The organism is Escherichia sp. MOD1-EC4550, from assembly GCF_963876935.1.
Lineage (GTDB): Bacteria > Pseudomonadota > Gammaproteobacteria > Enterobacterales > Enterobacteriaceae > Escherichia > Escherichia coli_F.
In genome coordinates this window covers 103,065-120,337 of sequence record NZ_CAWNSE010000016.1, presented here as the reverse complement: position 1 = coordinate 120,337, position 17,273 = coordinate 103,065, and the positions used below count along the sequence as shown (strand labels likewise).

Below are 17,273 nucleotides of genomic sequence, written 5' to 3'. Positions count from 1 at the left end.
GCCAGGAAATACTACGCCGGATAGCGCGAACTTCTCCACGCCATCCGGTATAAACGACAGATTACAGGAACGACTTGAACGGCAGATCCGGTTCAATGGTGAAGCAATCGTCAAAACCGCGTGGATAGTGGTACTCGAAGTTGTCTTTATCCAGCGGCCAGGTAAACTTACCGCCAACCTGCCAGATAAACGGCTTGAAGCCATACTTCAGGCGATCTTTTTTCATCTCCCACAGTACGCGGATCTCTTGCGGATCGGCCTGGAAGTTTGACCAGATATCATGGTGGAACGGGATAACCACTTTTGTATTCAGCGCTTCTGCCATACGCAGGATATCAGCACTGGTCATTTTGTCGGTGATACCACGTGGGTTTTCACCGTATGAACCTAATGCCACGTCGATCTGATGCTCGTTACCGTGCTTCGCATAGTAGTTAGAGTAGTGGGAATCGCCACTGTGATACAGGGTACCGCCCGGCGTTTTGAACAGGTAGTTTACCGCGCGATCGTCCATGCCGTCTGGCAGTACGCCAGCCGCTTTTTGATCGGCAGGCAAAGTGATCAGTGCAGTACGGTCAAACGCGTCAAGGGCATGAATTTCAATGTCTTTCACTTTAACGACATCGCCCGGTTTGACCACGATGCAACGTTCTTTCGGCACACCCCAGCCAATCCACAAATCCACGCAGGTTTTCGGCCCGATAAATGGCACGTCATCAGCGCAGTTCTGCATCACGGCAGCAGCGACGTTGACGTCGATATGATCGTTGTGATCGTGAGTTGCCAGTACCGCGTCGATCTGGCGAATCGCAAACGGATCAAGAACAAATGGGGTGGTACGCAGGTTCGGTTGCAGTTTTTTCACGCCAGCCATGCGCTGCATCTGGTGACCCTGTTTCATTAGTGGGTTACCGTGACTTTGTTTGCCAGTACCACACCAGAAATCGACGCAAACGTTGGTGCCACCTTCCGATTTCAGCCAGATCCCGGTGCAGCCTAGCCACCACATCGCGAATGTGCCAGGAGCTACCTGTTCTTGTTCAATTTCTTCATTCAACCAGCTACCCCACTCCGGGAAAGTGCTCAGGATCCAGGATTCACGGGTGATACTTTTCACTTTACTCATCGCCATTTACCTTCATGATAGTTCAATTTGAATCAATATTTGATTGGTTTTGATTAATCCTGACACTATTTTTTCAGGAAGGCAATGACCATTTTTTGACTTTTTGCCTGATGAGTAGTTGTTGATTTTAAGGCATTAAAGATGAAAAGGATTGTGATATTTAATTAACTACATGAATTTTAATTAATAAGTTTTGCATTGTGTGAATTCCACGCTTTCTATGTGGAATTATTTGCGGGTCGCGTCACATTTAATCATAAATAATCTTGTTGTGATTACTTTTGAAAATTAGAGTGAGTGCACAACATTCCGGGTGTGTGGAATACCCGGTTACCTCTTCTTCAGGAGATCGTTATGGAGATCCTCTACAACATCTTTACCGTGTTTTTTAACCAGGTCATGACCAATGCCCCGTTACTGCTGGGTATTGTGACCTGTCTGGGTTATATCCTGCTGCGCAAAAGCGTCAGCGTGATTATCAAAGGTACGATTAAAACCATTATTGGTTTCATGTTGTTGCAGGCCGGGTCCGGCATCCTGACCAGCACCTTCAAACCGGTGGTGGCGAAAATGTCGGAAGTCTACGGTATCAACGGTGCGATTTCAGATACCTACGCATCGATGATGGCAACTATCGAGCGCATGGGCGATGCCTATAGCTGGGTGGGTTACGCGGTGTTACTGGCTCTGGCGCTGAACATCTGTTACGTGCTGCTGCGTCGCATTACCGGTATTCGTACCATCATGCTGACGGGTCATATCATGTTCCAGCAGGCGGGGCTGATTGCCGTTACGCTGTTTATCTTTGGTTACTCCATGTGGACCACCATTATCTGCACCGCGATTCTGGTTTCGCTCTACTGGGGTATTACCTCCAACATGATGTATAAGCCGACTCAGGAAGTGACGGACGGCTGTGGTTTCTCCATCGGTCACCAGCAGCAGTTTGCATCATGGATTGCTTATAAAGTTGCGCCTTTCCTCGGCAAAAAAGAGGAGAGCGTTGAAGACCTCAAACTGCCTGGCTGGCTGAACATTTTCCACGACAACATCGTCTCCACGGCGATTGTCATGACCATCTTCTTTGGTGCCATTCTGCTCTCCTTCGGTATCGACACCGTGCAGGCGATGGCAGGTAAAGTGAACTGGACGGTGTACATCCTGCAAACCGGTTTCTCCTTTGCGGTGGCGATCTTCATCATCACTCAGGGCGTGCGCATGTTTGTGGCGGAACTCTCTGAAGCGTTTAACGGTATCTCCCAGCGCCTGATCCCCGGTGCGGTTCTGGCGATTGACTGTGCGGCCATCTATAGCTTCGCGCCGAACGCTGTGGTCTGGGGCTTTATGTGGGGCACCATCGGTCAACTGATTGCAGTTGGCATCCTGGTCGCCTGCGGCTCTTCCATTCTGATTATCCCTGGCTTTATCCCGATGTTCTTCTCTAACGCCACTATTGGCGTGTTTGCTAATCACTTCGGTGGCTGGCGCGCGGCGCTGAAGATTTGTCTGGTGATGGGGATGATTGAAATCTTTGGTTGCGTCTGGGCGGTGAAACTCACCGGTATGAGCGCCTGGATGGGCATGGCGGACTGGTCGATTCTGGCACCACCGATGATGCAGGGCTTCTTCTCCATCGGCATCGCCTTTATGGCCGTCATCATTGTCATTGCACTGGCTTATATGTTCTTCGCTGGCCGCGCGCTGCGCGCAGAAGAAGATGCAGAAAAACAACTGGCAGAACAGTCTGCTTAATAAGGAGTTTTGATTATGACCGTACGTATTCTGGCTGTGTGTGGTAACGGACAAGGCAGTTCCATGATCATGAAAATGAAAGTGGACCAGTTTTTAACCCAGTCGAACATCGACCACACGGTAAACAGCTGCGCGGTTGGTGAATACAAAAGCGAGTTGAGCGGCGCGGATATCATCATCGCTTCTACGCACATCGCGGGCGAAATCACCGTGACCGGCAACAAATATGTCGTTGGCGTGCGCAACATGCTCTCTCCTGCTGACTTTGGCCCGAAACTGCTGGAAGTGATCAAAGAACATTTCCCGCAGGACGTGAAGTAAGGGCGCGCTATGAAATTACGTGATTCGCTGGCGGAGAATAAATCTATCCGTCTGCAGGCTGAAGCTGAGACATGGCAGGACGCAGTGAAAATCGGCGTTGACCTGTTGGTGGCGGCGGATGTTGTCGAGCCGCGTTACTACCAGGCGATTCTGGATGCGGTTGAACAGCACGGCCCGTACTTTGTGCTCGCACCGGGCCTGGCAATGCCGCATGGTCGCCCGGAAGAGGGCGTTAAGAAAACCGGCTTTGCGCTGGTGACGCTGAAAAAGCCGCTGGAGTTCAACCACGAAGATAACGACCCGGTGGATATCCTCATCACGATGGCGGCGGTCGATGCCAACACGCATCAGGAAGTGGGCATCATGCAGATCGTCAACCTGTTTGAAGATGAAGAGAATTTCGACCGTTTACGCGCCTGCCGTACTGAGCAGGAAGTCCTGGATCTCATTGACCGCACCAACGCGGCTGCTTAAGAAGGAATTGAAAATGTCATTACCGATGTTGCAAGTCGCGCTGGACAACCAGACTATGGCTAGCGCCTACGAAACCACTCGCCTGATTGCCGAAGAAGTCGACATTATCGAAGTGGGCACCATTCTGTGCGTGGGCGAAGGTGTGCGTGCGGTTCGCGATCTGAAAGCGCTTTATCCGCACAAAATCGTGCTGGCAGACGCCAAAATCGCCGATGCCGGAAAAATCCTTTCTCGTATGTGCTTCGAAGCCAACGCTGACTGGGTGACCGTGATTTGTTGTGCAGATATCAACACCGCCAAAGGCGCGCTGGACGTGGCAAAAGAGTTTAATGGCGACGTGCAGATCGAACTGACCGGTTACTGGACCTGGGAACAGGCGCAGCAGTGGCGCGACGCAGGTATCCAGCAGGTGGTTTATCACCGCAGCCGTGACGCGCAGGCCGCAGGCGTGGCGTGGGGCGAAGCGGATATCACCGCGATCAAACGTCTTTCCGATATGGGCTTCAAAGTCACCGTCACCGGTGGCCTGGCGCTGGAAGACCTGCCGCTGTTCAAAGGCATTCCGATTCATGTGTTTATCGCTGGGCGTAGTATCCGTGATGCCGCCTCTCCGGTTGAAGCCGCGCGTCAGTTCAAACGTTCCATCGCCGAACTGTGGGGCTAAGGAGCGGATATGTTGTCCAAACAAATCCCGCTTGGCATCTACGAAAAAGCGCTCCCCGCCGGGGAGTGCTGGCTGGAACGGCTGCAACTGGCAAAAACGTTAGGCTTCGATTTTGTCGAGATGTCGGTAGATGAAACGGACGATCGCCTCTCGCGCCTTGACTGGAGCCGCGAGCAGCGTCTGGCGCTGGTGAACGCGATTGTTGAAACCGGCGTGCGCGTACCGTCCATGTGCCTTTCTGCTCATCGTCGTTTCCCGCTGGGCAGCGAAGATGACGCAGTGCGGGCGCAGGGGCTGGAGATTATGCGCAAAGCTATCCAGTTCGCCCAGGATGTCGGTATTCGCGTGATCCAACTGGCGGGCTACGACGTTTACTATCAGGAAGCCAATAACGAAACGCGTCGTCGTTTCCGTGACGGCCTGAAAGAGAGCGTTGAGATGGCAAGCCGCGCGCAGGTGACGCTGGCGATGGAGATCATGGATTACCCGTTGATGAACTCCATCAGCAAGGCGCTGGGTTACGCGCACTATCTTAACAACCCGTGGTTCCAGCTCTACCCGGATATCGGCAACTTATCGGCGTGGGATAACGACGTGCAGATGGAATTGCAGGCCGGAATCGGGCACATCGTTGCGGTGCATGTGAAAGACACTAAACCAGGCGTCTTCAAAAACGTGCCATTTGGCGAAGGCGTAGTGGATTTCGAACGTTGCTTTGAAACGCTCAAACAGAGTGGCTATTGCGGGCCGTACCTGATTGAGATGTGGAGCGAAACGGCGGAAGACCCGGCGGCAGAAGTGGCGAAAGCGCGTGATTGGGTGAAAGCGCGCATGGCTAAAGCAGGCATGGTGGAGGCGGCATAATGCAAAAGCTGAAACAGCAGGTATTTGAAGCCAACATGGATCTGCCGCGTTACGGGCTGGTGACCTTTACCTGGGGTAACGTCAGCGCCATTGACCGCGAACGCGGGCTGGTGGTGATCAAGCCCAGCGGTGTCGCCTACGAAACCATGAAAGCAGACGATATGGTGGTGGTTGATATTAGCGGCAAGGTGGTGGAAGGGGAGTATCGTCCGTCTTCCGACACTGCGACGCATCTTGAACTCTACCGCCGTTATCCGTCGCTTGGCGGCATTGTCCATACCCACTCCACGCATGCCACCGCATGGGCGCAGGCGGGGCTGGCGATCCCGGCATTAGGCACCACGCACGCTGACTACTTCTTTGGCGATATCCCGTGTACGCGTGGGTTAAGTGAAGAAGAAGTGCAGGGGGAATACGAGCTAAACACTGGCAAAGTGATTATCGAAACGCTGGGTGACGCCGAGCCGCTGCATACGCCGGGAATTGTGGTGTATCAGCACGGGCCATTCGCCTGGGGGCAAGATGCTCACGATGCGGTGCATAACGCGGTGGTGATGGAAGAAGTGGCGAAAATGGCGTGGATTGCCCGCGGCATTAACCCACAACTGAATCACATCGACAGCTATCTCATGAATAAACATTTCATGCGGAAGCACGGTCCTAACGCCTATTACGGGCAGAAGTAAAACACGCGCTGCGGAAATTTCCTTCTTCGGGAGATAACTGGTCTAAGTCCGCAGCCGTTTTTCAAAAAAAGCCCCCTGAGAAGGGGGCAAAGCAAACTATGGCAATGTTTCGTTGGTTATACCTGGTGCTAGCGATAAATATCCGCGCTGGCGTGCATGTTGCCGTTACTCCCCGGTTCCCGCATCAGAATCACGTGGTAGTACGTTGCGCCCTGCGCATTTGTCTCTTCATTTAATGCCTGACGCGCTTCGCTTTCAGTGGCGAAATTATGATTGATATAAATCACGCCTAAGCTTTGCACATCGTCCATATTTCTGGCCTGGTGGTTATTAATTTCAATGGCTGCCCATGTATTTGCACTTAGCAAAAGCACAGCCAGAAGTGCTAAAACACGGCTGAACATAGATACCTCCTCGACGGCTGACTTTGTGTGCTCTCCTCTTGTGGTGATCTTCTGATTTAATTTTAATCAATGATAAAGAAGTTGATGGTGACCATTTCTGATGCAGTTGTTCAAAAAAACACCATGATGAAGTGTGATGAACTTCAAATCAGCGTGTTAGTACGATTTGGTGAAAGATGAGATTTATTTGTCGGCTGGCCTTGAGTTTAACGGGGTATGTCAGTACTATAACGCGTCATTTTTCAGCCGACCTTTAACACGTTCCTTGCCTCCCCGGGATTCGGCTGACCCAGACAGGAGGCTGAATAATCCGTAAGGAGCAATTCGATGCGTCATTACGAAATCGTTTTTATGGTCCATCCTGACCAGAGCGAACAGGTTCCGGGCATGATCGAGCGCTACACTGCTGCCATCACTGGTGCAGAAGGCAAGATCCACCGTCTGGAAGACTGGGGCCGCCGTCAGCTGGCTTACCCGATCAACAAACTGCACAAAGCACACTACGTTCTGATGAACGTTGAAGCTCCGCAGGAAGTGATCGATGAGCTGGAAACTACCTTCCGCTTCAACGATGCCGTTATCCGCAGCATGGTTATGCGTACCAAGCACGCTGTTACCGAAGCATCTCCGATGGTTAAAGCGAAAGACGAGCGCCGTGAGCGTCGCGATGATTTCGCAAACGAAACCGCTGATGATGCTGAAGCTGGGGATTCTGAAGAGTAATTTCTGATGACCAACCGTCTGGTGTTGTCCGGCACCGTGTGCAGGACTCCCCTTCGAAAGGTCAGTCCATCAGGAATTCCTCACTGCCAGTTCGTGCTTGAGCATCGTTCTGTGCAGGAGGAAGCCGGCTTTCACCGGCAGGCGTGGTGTCAAATGCCCGTTATTGTTAGCGGACACGAAAACCAGGCCATTACTCACAGTATAACGGTCGGCAGTCGCATAACCGTTCAGGGGTTCATTTCATGCCACAAGGCAAAGAACGGTCTGAGCAAAATGGTTTTGCATGCCGAGCAGATTGAATTGATAGATTCTGGAGACTAGCCATATGGCACGTTATTTCCGTCGTCGCAAGTTCTGCCGTTTCACCGCGGAAGGCGTTCAAGAGATCGACTATAAAGATATCGCTACGCTGAAAAACTACATCACCGAAAGCGGTAAGATTGTCCCAAGCCGTATCACCGGTACCCGTGCAAAATACCAGCGTCAGCTGGCTCGCGCTATCAAACGCGCTCGCTACCTGTCCCTGCTGCCGTACACTGATCGCCATCAGTAATCGGTCACGGTCCATTAATACGACTTTGAGAGGATAAGGTAATGCAAGTTATTCTGCTTGATAAAGTAGCAAACCTGGGTAGCCTGGGTGATCAGGTAAACGTTAAAGCGGGCTATGCTCGTAACTTCCTGGTACCGCAGGGTAAAGCTGTTCCAGCTACCAAGAAAAACATTGAATTCTTCGAAGCACGTCGCGCTGAACTGGAAGCTAAACTGGCTGAAGTTCTGGCAGCTGCTAATGCTCGTGCTGAGAAAATCAATGCACTGGAAACTGTTACCATCGCGTCTAAAGCTGGCGACGAAGGTAAACTGTTCGGTTCCATCGGTACTCGCGACATCGCTGACGCTGTAACTGCAGCTGGCGTTGAAGTGGCTAAGAGCGAAGTTCGTCTGCCGAACGGCGTTCTGCGTACCACTGGCGAACACGAAGTGAGCTTCCAGGTTCACAGCGAAGTATTCGCGAAAGTGATCGTAAACGTAGTAGCTGAATAATTCGTTATTCAACGAGACGTAAAAACGCCGACCTTGTGTCGGCGTTTTGCTTTTATAGCGAGCGCTTGTAGATATTGCTAAGGGCCACAATAAGCAGCCCTATTAAGATAATTACTTAGTCTCCTGAATATCAGTTAGCATTGGGGCGAGAGCAGGGTTTTCCTTAGCAAAGGCTGCATACATCGGCTGCACTTTCTCGATAAACGGTGCTTTATCAACCTTGTAGACTTTCACGCCCATTTGATCCAGTTTAGCGAATTCTTTTTTCTCTTCCTCGCTCCACAAGTCTTTCATGTAGCTCATTGATTCTTTAGCTGCTTTTAATATAGCTGCCTGATTTTCCGGGCTAAGCTTATCAAACGAAGCATTGCTCATTAGAACCACATCAGGAACCATAGTGTGTTCGTCAAGGCTGAAGGATTTTGCTACTTCACCGTGGCGCATGGTGGTCAGCGCCATCACACTGTTTTCCGCCATATCAACCACACCTTGCTGCAATGCTGTGTACAACTCTCCATAATCCAGCGGTGTTGGGTTACCTCCCATGACTTTGATCATCTCAACTGCCCCTGGGCTTGGCTGGACACGAACTTTCATTCCTTTGAGATCGTCTGGTTTCAGCACCGGTTTATTGCCGTAGAAGCTGCGGGCGCCTCCATCATAGAAAGTCAGACCGAAATAACCTTTGTTTTTCGTTGAGTCGAGGATTTTCCTTCCGATATCGCCTTGCATGACCTGATAATAATGATCACGATCGCGGAACAAATAAGGCAGGCTAAATATTTTATACGAACTCTCGAAGGCTTCCATCTCCGCCGCATTGGTTTTTACCAGCGGAATAGCACCAGAACGAATCAGCTCCATTGTTTCTCGTTGAGTACCCAATGTTCCATTTGGATAAATACGAATAGTAATATCACCGTTAGAGTACTCTTTACTTTTTTTTGCAAAGAACTCCATCGCTTTATGAACAGGATGCGACTTATCCTGATTATGGCTAAGTTTTAATGTTACTGCCCAGGACTGGCCTGCAGATAACATAAGAACAGCACCGATAATGCCAGCGGATACTTTTATTTTCATAGATGTTCCTTTTCTAATAAATATGGCGGCAGGAGCCGCCAGTGAATGCGCATCAGTAGCCCAGTGCTCTTGGCAATGCCATACTGATTTGCGGAATATAGGTCACCATAGCCAGCACCAATACCATCACGGCATAGAAGGGCAGCATAGGTTTGATAATTTTATTAATCGGTAATTTAGATACACTACAACCGACAAATAACACACTGCCTACAGGCGGAGTACAAATACCGATACACATGTTCAGTACCATGACAATACCAAAGTGAATCGGGTCCATGCCCAGTTCGGTGACAACGGGTAAAAATATCGGCGTAAAAATCAGTACTGCCGGTGTCATATCCATAAATGTGCCGATAATCAACAGAATAATATTGATAATAAGCAGGATTATTATTGGATTATCAGAAATAGTGTTAAGCAAATCGAGAATCAGGAAGGGAACGTCAGCGTTTGACATTGCCCATGACATTCCCATTGAAGAACCAATTAACAACAAAACAATTGCTGTGGTAATGACGGATTCCAGAAATATCTTAGGCAAATCTTTAACTGATATTTCACGATAAAGAACCAGTGCAAGGAAAAGGGTATAAATTACCGCAATTGCAGATGCTTCTGTCGGGGTAAAAATACCGCTTAGTACACCACCCATAATTAATACAATCAGGAAAATACTGGGGATCGCCATCCATATTGCCACTCCAGCCTGGCGCAAAGTCGGACGTTCTGGTTTTGGATAACCCCGGCGTACCGCGATAATACCAGCCACAGTCATCAGCGCCAGGCCCAATAAAATTCCCGGGACATATCCTGCCAGGAACAGTGCGGCAATAGAAGTACCACCACTGACCAGTGAAAAGACAATTAACGTATTACTGGGTGGAATAAGTAAACCTGTCGGTGCAGAGGCAACGTTAACAGCGGTACTGAATGCCGGGTCGTAACCCTCTTTAACCTGCTGTGGATGCATGACGCCGCCCATCGCAGCCGCCGAAGCAACAGCTGAACCAGAAATTGCCCCGAACAGCATATTGGCAAGAATATTACAGTGAGCAAGTGAGCCTGGCAGACGACCGCCGAGAATACGGGCAAAGTTGATTAATCGTCGCGCTATTCCTCCATGATTCATAATGTTGCCAGACAAGATAAAAAATGGGATTGCCAACAACGTAAAACTATCTAACCCGGAGGCTAACTTTTGTGAAACCACACTCAATGCTGAGTTGAAATCGAGTTGTGTAGTAATTGATGCCAGTGTTGATAAACCAATAGCATAGACAATAGGAACACCTAATGCCAACATAAAAAAGAAAGAACCAAATAACACAATGATCGGTAACCAGTAATCCATGTTTTCTCCATCCCTACTTATTTTAGAGTGGTTGTTTAAGTTCGGTTAAAACTGTATCTATGGTGTATATAATAATAAGGATGCCACTTATTGGAATGCTCATGTAAATATATCCCATCTGCCAGCCTAAAGCCGGAGAAGTTTGCCCTGAATCAAATGTGTCCAGTGTTAATAACCCGCCACCATAAACCATAATGATAGAGGCAAAAAGAATAACAATGGCCTGAATACATAAGAATAAATAACGTCGGGATTTTCCTTTTAGCATCATTGGCAGAAGATCAATGGCCAGATGTCGGTTTTGTCCGGCAGTATAAGCACCACCAAAAAGTCCAAGGCAAATAAATAGTAAACGACTAAGTTCATCTGTAAAAATGCTGGGACTTTTAAAGATAAATCGTGCTACTACTTGCCATGTAACGCACATCACAATAATTGCCAAAATGGTAATGTTCAACGTGGAAAGCAATGAATTAATAGATCTGATTATATTTCGCATAGTGATTAACCTTTGCAATATTATTCATGCCGTGTCTGATAAATTGTTCCGTTAAGAAAATCAGGCCAATTCTTCTCAAAGTAAATACCTTTAATATGCGGTAAGTTTCTCAAGAACTTAATTTCATTAATAAATAAACCTTGTGAAAAGGAGAGAGTTAGTCTGTGATTTTTATCTTCAGCTTGTTCAGAGCGAAAACGCCAATCTTCGATTGCGCCGCGACGAGTTTGTGGAAGATATTCTCCTTGTGGATCAATAATCATCCGCGCTCCACGACTACCACCGCCAGCATCAATATAATGTGATAGCTGGCTTAACACCGCAGCGGATGTTAATGCCATATGCCGCCACATAAATAGCTCGGCAATTTCACCGGCGTGGTTGATAGTTAGACCATGTTGCTGCGCAAATTCATTTAACAGCATGGCGTCACGGGCGGCGTGACGAACTTTATCAGCATGGCAAATAAATCCCGCGTAATCAGACATTCGCGCCTGGATTTTTTCTTTCACCGTTGCCAGCGTCATTCCGTTCTCGTTTGCCAGTGCCTGAGCGATAACTTCTCTGATTGTATGCAGAGGTGAGGCTACCAGCTGCGCGATATCATCCTCAACGGACCGCTTTTGCGTGCAACCAATAAAACGTGCCAGACGAACAGCAAAAACCTGCCCGGCATTCAATGCCGCACCACCAGGGCGAGTGACGCCGTGTGTGCCAGCAACTTCCCCCACGGCGAAACAGCCGGACAGGGAGGTTTGCCCCCAGATATCCACTTCAATGCCGCCATTCATATGCTGATTATTCATGGCAAACTGCAATGGCTGCGTGGTGAGATCGTAACCGAGCATCTTATACAGCGAGATAGACAGCGGATTCATTCGTTGCAGTCGTTCGATGGGCGATGGTGCCAGAGCGTCGTTATTTTCCAGATACGCGCGAACGTCGTCGTCCAGTCGATCTAATGAGAACGGCAGGTCACCCGGCACAGGTTCAGGATTGCGATTGAAATCCATAAATACCTGACGCCCTGATTGCTGCTCTTGCGCTACTGCCATATCTAACAAGCTGGAGCCAAAATCCATCACTCGTGTGGCGTGAAACGGCCACTGATAGCCTTTACGGAAGATGTTTGAAGCCAGTTCCTGGGTAGTTCGATAGTAATCCGTGAGGAAGTTATACTCGTTGCCCTCAGCATCTACGGAATAGATATATGGGATCACCTGTACATAGGTGCCGGACAAATTCCACGGAAAGGTGTTGCGTGGCGTGCCAATACCAAACTGGCTTTCTGTCAGATTGGTTAGCGTCAAACCTTCTTCCAGTGCCAGTCCCAGCGAGCCGAAGCATTTATGTGGATAAACACTGTCGCGATAAAGCTCGCCCGGTCCGCCCGTTGCCAGTACCACATTGGGCGCCGTCACAATAGCCAGCCCCCAAGGGTTATGGGCGCGATGACCGGTCGCGAGGATTGCTCCCGCCACGCGGTCTTCGCCGTTTTCGTCACGCTGATGCAGCAGTTTAATCACTGTTGCACTGGTCAACACTGGAATGGCGAGGCGCTGTACTTCTTCCAGCAGCACTTTCACCATTAACCTTGAGGTACGCGGCCCACACGAGGTTGCACGCCCGGCTTCGTCATGGTCGGTTTGATAACGAAGAATCGCGCCATAGCGATCTTCCGGTAATTCCAGACCAAGATATTGCAACCCGCCAAGAGTGTGCAGAGAACCTACCGCTTCGACATAAGCGGTGTCGTGATCCATCGCTCCACCGCTCGCCAGTGCCTCTGCCAGTTTGGTGAAGTTGTCGCCATTGCCCGCGGTAGCGGCGGTAAACAGCGTCTGTTTATCGGAACCAGAACATGCCGATGTCCCCATATATAACCCGGCGGTGGCGATCAGCACATTTTGCTGGCGGCGCTTAAGTTCAACCGCTGCGCGAAGTCCTGCCGCGCCGCTACCAACAACTAGCGCATCAACTTGCCAGATCGGGTAATCGACATCTTCAACCGTGACAATTGACGCTGGCTCTGCTGACACAAAACCCTTTGGAAAAGTGACGTGTGTGAGCGCATCAAGGAGGGTGTCATCAAGCTGGCTCATGCATCCTCCATCGGCGTAAAGAGGCTACTTTCCATCAGGCGTGGCTGATTGATAATTGGACGGAAGGCCATATACGGCAGAATGTCGCGTTCAATCTCCACACCCGGCGCGATTTCAATTAATTCAACGCCTTCTGCCGTTAACTGGAATACTGCACGTTCAGTGATATACAACACTTCCTGACCGCTTTGCTGTGCGTAGGCGGCGCTAAAAGTGATTTTTTCCACCTGGGTAACCAGTTTAGGGATTTGACCTGACTGGGCGATATGCAAGCCATCTGGCGTTACATCAATCTTGCTACCTTTGGCGTCAAACGTACCGCAGAACACCACTTTACGGGCGTTTTGCGCAATTTCGAGAAATCCGCCGGGGCCAATGAGATTGCCATTGAGATGGGAGACGTTGACGTTACCGTACTGATCCATCTCTCCCATGCCGAGGAAGGTGATATCGATCCCTCCGCCACTGTAGAATTCGAATTGATCGAGTGATGGAATAATGGCATCGGCGTTACGGGCGCAGCCGAACAGAGCATCATCCAGCATCATACCGTTATGCACGCCTTGCTCGACGCTCAGCCATAAACTTTGATAAGGCACGCCTTCGCGCAGTGCAACCCCAGGAATGCCGCCGGGAATGCCAAAGCCAAAGTTGGTTGAAGCGCCAGCTACCAGTTCGCGTGCTGCCCGACGGGCAATCAGGCGGCGCACCGGATGACTAACCAGTTCAATTGCGTCGTTAGAACTTAGACGGCGATGCTGACCGCTAATGGTCAGATCGTAACCGCCAAGATAGGTTTGTGGTTGTTCGCGGTGTTCAACGATGCCATCAACCAGAATGCCCGGTAATTTGACCCGGCGTGGTTCAATGGCACCAGCTTCCAGCACATCGCGCACCTGTACGAACACTTTGCCGCCGCTGTTGTGTGCTGCCAGCGCCATGGAATAGCTATCCATATCAATCGCCTCTTCTTCGAGGCTGACGTTGCCACGCGGATCAGCATAAGTGCCACGCAAAATCGCGTAATCCACTTTGAAAGGGCGATAACGAAGTTTGGTTTCACCGTCGATTTCAATCAGTTCTACCAGATCCTCAGTGGTGCTGGCGTTCGACTTACCGCCGCCGTTGCGCGGATCAACAAACGATCCCAGTCCAACGTGGGTAAAAAGCCCTGGACGTCCGGCACCGATCTCCCGCAGCAGTGCCTGAATTACGCCACCAGGGAAGCAGTAGGCTTCAATAGCATTGTTTTTCACCAGATCCTGCATCTTGGGCGACCAGGTAAAATGTCCGGCAATGATGCGTTTGAGCATATCTGCATGAGCGAAGCGGTTAGTGCCTTTGCAGTCGCGATCGCCAATGCCCAGCGAGTGGATTAATGTCAGATCGCGCGGGTGTCCGGTTTGCAGGAAACGCGCTTCAATAGCAGCCAGAATATGGTCCGCTTCCACCATGCCGCCGCCATTACCGCTAATGGCAATGGTTGCGCCGTCCTGAATTTGCGCCGCCAGTGTCTCGGCGGTTGTTATCTTACGCATACAATTTCCTTATTGATTTTGGAAGCTCACGCTACTTTTTTCGGCAAATGCGCGCGTCGCCTGCTGGCAATCCTGAGTGGCGGACATTAATCCAGCCAGTAACTGGTGCGGGTAATCAGCATGTTTATTTTCTAGAGCCAGAATCAGTTGCTTGATATGTGCGAGCGCCACCGGACCGCATTTTTCCAGCTGCGCTAACTGATTCGCCATCCAGCTTTCCACCTGTTCTTTTTCTACCACTTCATCAATTAAATTCGCCGCCTGAGCTTCCTGCGCCGTCAGGCGTTTACCCAGCATCAGCATCTGGCGACCGACCACCGGACCGACCTGATTAAGCACGCGTTCAATGCCCATCCAGCCAGGCACCATGCCGAGCATTACTTCCGGATTAGAGAATTTCGCACTGGGGCGGGCAATACGAATATCGCAGCACAAGGCAAGTTCAATACCACCGCCGATAGTATGACCGTTGAGATTCGCAACCGTTAATTGAGGTAAATTGCGCAGGCGATTAAAAACGTCATTGCCGCGTTTAATCCATTTTCTGCCCATATCTAATGGCGAATAGGCTGACCACGATTTAATATCGCCGCCCGCACAAAAGAATTTATCGCCGGTTGCCGTTAATTCGACTAATCGTAATGTGGTGTCGTTTTCAATTTCATTTAAATAATGGTCGAGAGATTCGATCATTTCTTCATTAATAGCATGACATTTATCTTCACGGTTCAATGTCAGGCGGCAGGAAGCCGCCGCTCTGCTGAACAGAACGGGTTGGTCACTCATGATCATTCCTTAGCAATAATGCGCGATGCGATCGACGCTAATATCCAACGTGCTGTTAATATCTTGCTGCCACCAGTACGGTGAGAAAATTTCCAGTTCCACAGCACCGTTAAATCCGGCATTTTCTACCTGGCGACGAATAGACGGAATATTGATTACGCCATCTCCCGGCATTCCCCGGTCATTGACTAAATCGGTGGTTGGCACCAGCCAGTCGGAAACATGAAACGCGAGGATGCGTTTTCCGGCACGCAGGATCTGACTGGTGAGATCCGGATCCCACCAAACGTGGTAGACATCTACCGCCACGCCGAGGCCAAACTCCCCATCGGGATCGAGTTCATCACACCAGTCCAGCGCCTGACGTAACGTGCACAGGCAAGAGCGATCGGCAGCTGTCATCGGGTGCAGCGGCTCCAGCGCAATTGGCACGCCGACATCTTTCGAATGTGGCAGCAACTGGCGAATCCCTTGTTTCACCTGTTCCCGCGCTTCGTACAGATCTTTTGTTCCCATTGGCAGACCGCCAACCACCTGCATATAACAGGCGGCGTTTAGTACAGCGGCGTCGTCCAGCGCCCGGCGGTTATCATCAATCGCCAGTTTGCGTTCCGTCAGCGTCGGCGCGGTGTAATAGGTGCTACGGCACAAACCGGAAACGCTCATGTTACTGGCAGCAAGCTGGCGGGCGATTTGCTGGAGATCTTCACCCTGTAACTCCCTGCGCCAGGGGGCAATCGCGCCAATACCGCGTGCGGCGCAGGCATCAATAATGGCAGGTAGCGGCGTTTTATAGCCCAGTGTCGCAGTATTGATACTGAATAAATCCGGGCGTTGTAACAGATCTCTCATGATTCAGCCTCAGAAGCGCGGTATACTTAAGCCGCCGTCGATGGCGACCGCCTGACCACAGGTGTAAATCAGTTTGCCTTCCGCCATCGCGCGGACCGTTGAGGCAATATCAGCCGGATAACCCCAACGTCCCCACGGCACTAACCCCTTAGCAATCAGTTCGTCGTAATAAGCCGTTGCCGGAATGGTCATATCGGTTTTGATTAGGCCAGGGCGCACTTCATAAACGCCAATTTGTTCATTGCAAAGGCGAGCGGCAAACAGACGAGCTGCGGCGGAGACGGCAGTTTTTGCAATGGTATATTCGCCGCGATTCATCGCCAGCATGATGGCGTTTATGGAACTGACAAAAATAATCGAGCGGTGCGGCAGTTCTGCTTCCGGTTTCGGCTGTGCCAGTAATCGCTTACTGAATGCCTGAGCAAGGAAGAACGGCGCACGGGTGTTAATGGCAATGTTTTGGTCGAAGCTGTCTGGTTCGAGGTCGAGGAGGTCACCGCGTTTTTTCACTGAAATGCCTGCGTTGTTGAGTAGACAGTCCAGACGTCCCCACTGGTTTTGCGCCGCGTCGAGCATCTCTTCATGAAGGGAGAGATCGCCAACATCAGCAGGGAAGCAAATCACTTCCACGCCTTCCGCCAGACATTCTTGTTGTGTGGCATGTAATTTTTCTACGCTGTCGGCATCCGGACGATCATTAATCAGCAGATTAAATCCGCCACGCGCAAGTTCCAGTGCACAGCCCTTTCCAATACCACGTGCGGCTCCAGTGATGACAGCAACAGGACGTGTTGACTTCATACAATAACCCTCTTTTTGAATATTATTTCCTTAAGTGACGATTAGCTTGCAATGTGTGGCAAGAAAGATCAACCATCTAGTTGGTTGATATGCGATAATGATCACAGAGCATTTGATAACCCGATGAAATTGCGAGTTTTTAGCCATTTTAGTGGAGCTTCTAACAAATCGGGTTAAGATAGTCATCACGAAGAAGACGT

20 protein-coding genes are annotated in these 17,273 nt (G+C 50.2%); 10 read left to right on the top strand and 10 right to left on the bottom strand.

The features are described from left to right. Window positions 1–61 precede the first annotated feature (61 nt). Complete coding sequence (ulaG, locus tag AACU19_RS13735; protein ID WP_001353507.1) at window positions 62–1,126, bottom strand: L-ascorbate 6-phosphate lactonase; 1,065 nt, start codon at window positions 1,124–1,126, stop codon at window positions 62–64. A 354-nt stretch (window positions 1,127–1,480) separates the two neighbouring features. Between ulaG and ulaA the strand changes: the two genes are divergently transcribed. Genes ulaA through ulaF form a run of 6 tightly spaced genes read left to right on the top strand, consistent with a single transcriptional unit; the run spans window position 1,481 to window position 5,887 of the window. Further along, window positions 1,481–2,878, top strand: a complete 1,398-nt coding sequence (gene ulaA / locus AACU19_RS13730) for a PTS ascorbate transporter subunit IIC (protein ID WP_000404886.1) — start codon at window positions 1,481–1,483, stop codon at window positions 2,876–2,878. A gap of 15 nt (window positions 2,879–2,893) precedes the next feature. Continuing rightward, window positions 2,894–3,199 (top strand): PTS ascorbate transporter subunit IIB, encoded by a 306-nt coding sequence (gene ulaB, locus AACU19_RS13725; RefSeq protein WP_000218362.1) that lies wholly within the window; start codon window positions 2,894–2,896, stop codon window positions 3,197–3,199. A gap of 9 nt (window positions 3,200–3,208) precedes the next feature. Continuing rightward, window positions 3,209–3,673, top strand: coding sequence for a PTS ascorbate transporter subunit IIA (gene ulaC / locus AACU19_RS13720; protein ID WP_000776505.1), 465 nt, complete (start codon window positions 3,209–3,211; stop codon window positions 3,671–3,673). A 13-nt stretch (window positions 3,674–3,686) separates the two neighbouring features. Further along, window positions 3,687–4,337 (top strand): 3-keto-L-gulonate-6-phosphate decarboxylase UlaD, encoded by a 651-nt coding sequence (gene ulaD, locus AACU19_RS13715; RefSeq protein WP_000056740.1) that lies wholly within the window; start codon window positions 3,687–3,689, stop codon window positions 4,335–4,337. A 9-nt stretch (window positions 4,338–4,346) separates the two neighbouring features. Next, the gene (gene ulaE, locus AACU19_RS13710; RefSeq protein WP_000949498.1) at window positions 4,347–5,201 is read left to right on the top strand and encodes an L-ribulose-5-phosphate 3-epimerase UlaE; all 855 of its coding nucleotides are present in this window, start codon (window positions 4,347–4,349) and stop codon (window positions 5,199–5,201) included. Then, entirely contained in the window at window positions 5,201–5,887 is a 687-nt protein-coding gene (ulaF, locus tag AACU19_RS13705) for an L-ribulose-5-phosphate 4-epimerase UlaF (RefSeq protein WP_088541521.1), read from the top strand. Before ulaE ends, ulaF begins: the two co-directional genes overlap by 1 nt. A 128-nt stretch (window positions 5,888–6,015) precedes the next feature. Here ulaF and yjfY read toward each other — a convergent pair whose 3' ends face one another. Beyond that, complete coding sequence (yjfY, locus tag AACU19_RS13700) at window positions 6,016–6,291, bottom strand: DUF1471 family protein YjfY (RefSeq protein ID WP_000492917.1); 276 nt, start codon at window positions 6,289–6,291, stop codon at window positions 6,016–6,018. 327 nt (window positions 6,292–6,618) lie between these two features. Here yjfY and rpsF point away from each other — a divergent pair, with 327 nt between their 5' ends. The 4 genes from rpsF to rplI are packed head-to-tail and all read left to right on the top strand — an operon-like array spanning window position 6,619 to window position 8,058. Beyond that, window positions 6,619–7,014: a 30S ribosomal protein S6 gene (gene rpsF, locus AACU19_RS13695; RefSeq protein WP_001216676.1), complete on the top strand. Its 396-nt coding sequence runs from the start codon at window positions 6,619–6,621 to the stop codon at window positions 7,012–7,014. Window positions 7,015–7,020: 6 nt separating this feature from the next. Then, complete coding sequence (priB, locus tag AACU19_RS13690; RefSeq protein WP_001296681.1) at window positions 7,021–7,335, top strand: primosomal replication protein N; 315 nt, start codon at window positions 7,021–7,023, stop codon at window positions 7,333–7,335. 4 nt (window positions 7,336–7,339) lie between these two features. Beyond that, window positions 7,340–7,567 (top strand): 30S ribosomal protein S18, encoded by a 228-nt coding sequence (gene rpsR, locus AACU19_RS13685; RefSeq protein WP_000135199.1) that lies wholly within the window; start codon window positions 7,340–7,342, stop codon window positions 7,565–7,567. A 41-nt stretch (window positions 7,568–7,608) separates the two neighbouring features. Beyond that, a complete protein-coding gene (gene rplI / locus AACU19_RS13680; RefSeq protein WP_001196062.1) occupies window positions 7,609–8,058 on the top strand; it encodes a 50S ribosomal protein L9 in 450 nt (149 codons plus the stop codon). Window positions 8,059–8,169: 111 nt separating this feature from the next. On the opposite strand, the gene AACU19_RS13675 is transcribed toward rplI, so the two are convergent. Genes AACU19_RS13675 through AACU19_RS13640 form a run of 8 tightly spaced genes read right to left on the bottom strand, consistent with a single transcriptional unit; the run spans window position 8,170 to window position 17,073 of the window. After that, entirely contained in the window at window positions 8,170–9,141 is a 972-nt protein-coding gene (locus AACU19_RS13675; RefSeq protein ID WP_105279045.1) for a TRAP transporter substrate-binding protein, read from the bottom strand. Between the two features lie 52 nt (window positions 9,142–9,193). Continuing rightward, on the bottom strand, window positions 9,194–10,495 hold the full coding sequence (locus AACU19_RS13670) for a TRAP transporter large permease (protein ID WP_000386862.1): 1,302 nt from the start codon (window positions 10,493–10,495) through the stop codon (window positions 9,194–9,196). A 22-nt stretch (window positions 10,496–10,517) separates the two neighbouring features. Continuing rightward, window positions 10,518–10,994, bottom strand: coding sequence for a TRAP transporter small permease (locus tag AACU19_RS13665; RefSeq protein WP_001244360.1), 477 nt, complete (start codon window positions 10,992–10,994; stop codon window positions 10,518–10,520). 20 nt (window positions 10,995–11,014) lie between these two features. After that, window positions 11,015–13,096: an FAD-dependent oxidoreductase gene (locus AACU19_RS13660; RefSeq protein WP_105279044.1), complete on the bottom strand. Its 2,082-nt coding sequence runs from the start codon at window positions 13,094–13,096 to the stop codon at window positions 11,015–11,017. Further along, a complete protein-coding gene (locus tag AACU19_RS13655; protein ID WP_105279043.1) occupies window positions 13,093–14,634 on the bottom strand; it encodes an acyl CoA:acetate/3-ketoacid CoA transferase in 1,542 nt (513 codons plus the stop codon). Before AACU19_RS13655 ends, AACU19_RS13660 begins: the two co-directional genes overlap by 4 nt. 9 nt (window positions 14,635–14,643) lie before the next feature. Next, on the bottom strand, window positions 14,644–15,420 hold the full coding sequence (locus tag AACU19_RS13650; RefSeq protein WP_001283556.1) for an enoyl-CoA hydratase/isomerase family protein: 777 nt from the start codon (window positions 15,418–15,420) through the stop codon (window positions 14,644–14,646). Window positions 15,421–15,429: 9 nt separating this feature from the next. Then, complete coding sequence (locus AACU19_RS13645) at window positions 15,430–16,272, bottom strand: sugar phosphate isomerase/epimerase family protein (protein ID WP_105279042.1); 843 nt, start codon at window positions 16,270–16,272, stop codon at window positions 15,430–15,432. Window positions 16,273–16,281: 9 nt separating this feature from the next. Beyond that, window positions 16,282–17,073 carry a 3-ketoacyl-ACP reductase gene (locus AACU19_RS13640; protein WP_105279041.1) on the bottom strand — a complete coding sequence of 264 codons (792 nt, stop codon included), beginning with the start codon at window positions 17,071–17,073 and terminating at the stop codon, window positions 16,282–16,284. Window positions 17,074–17,273 lie beyond the last annotated feature (200 nt).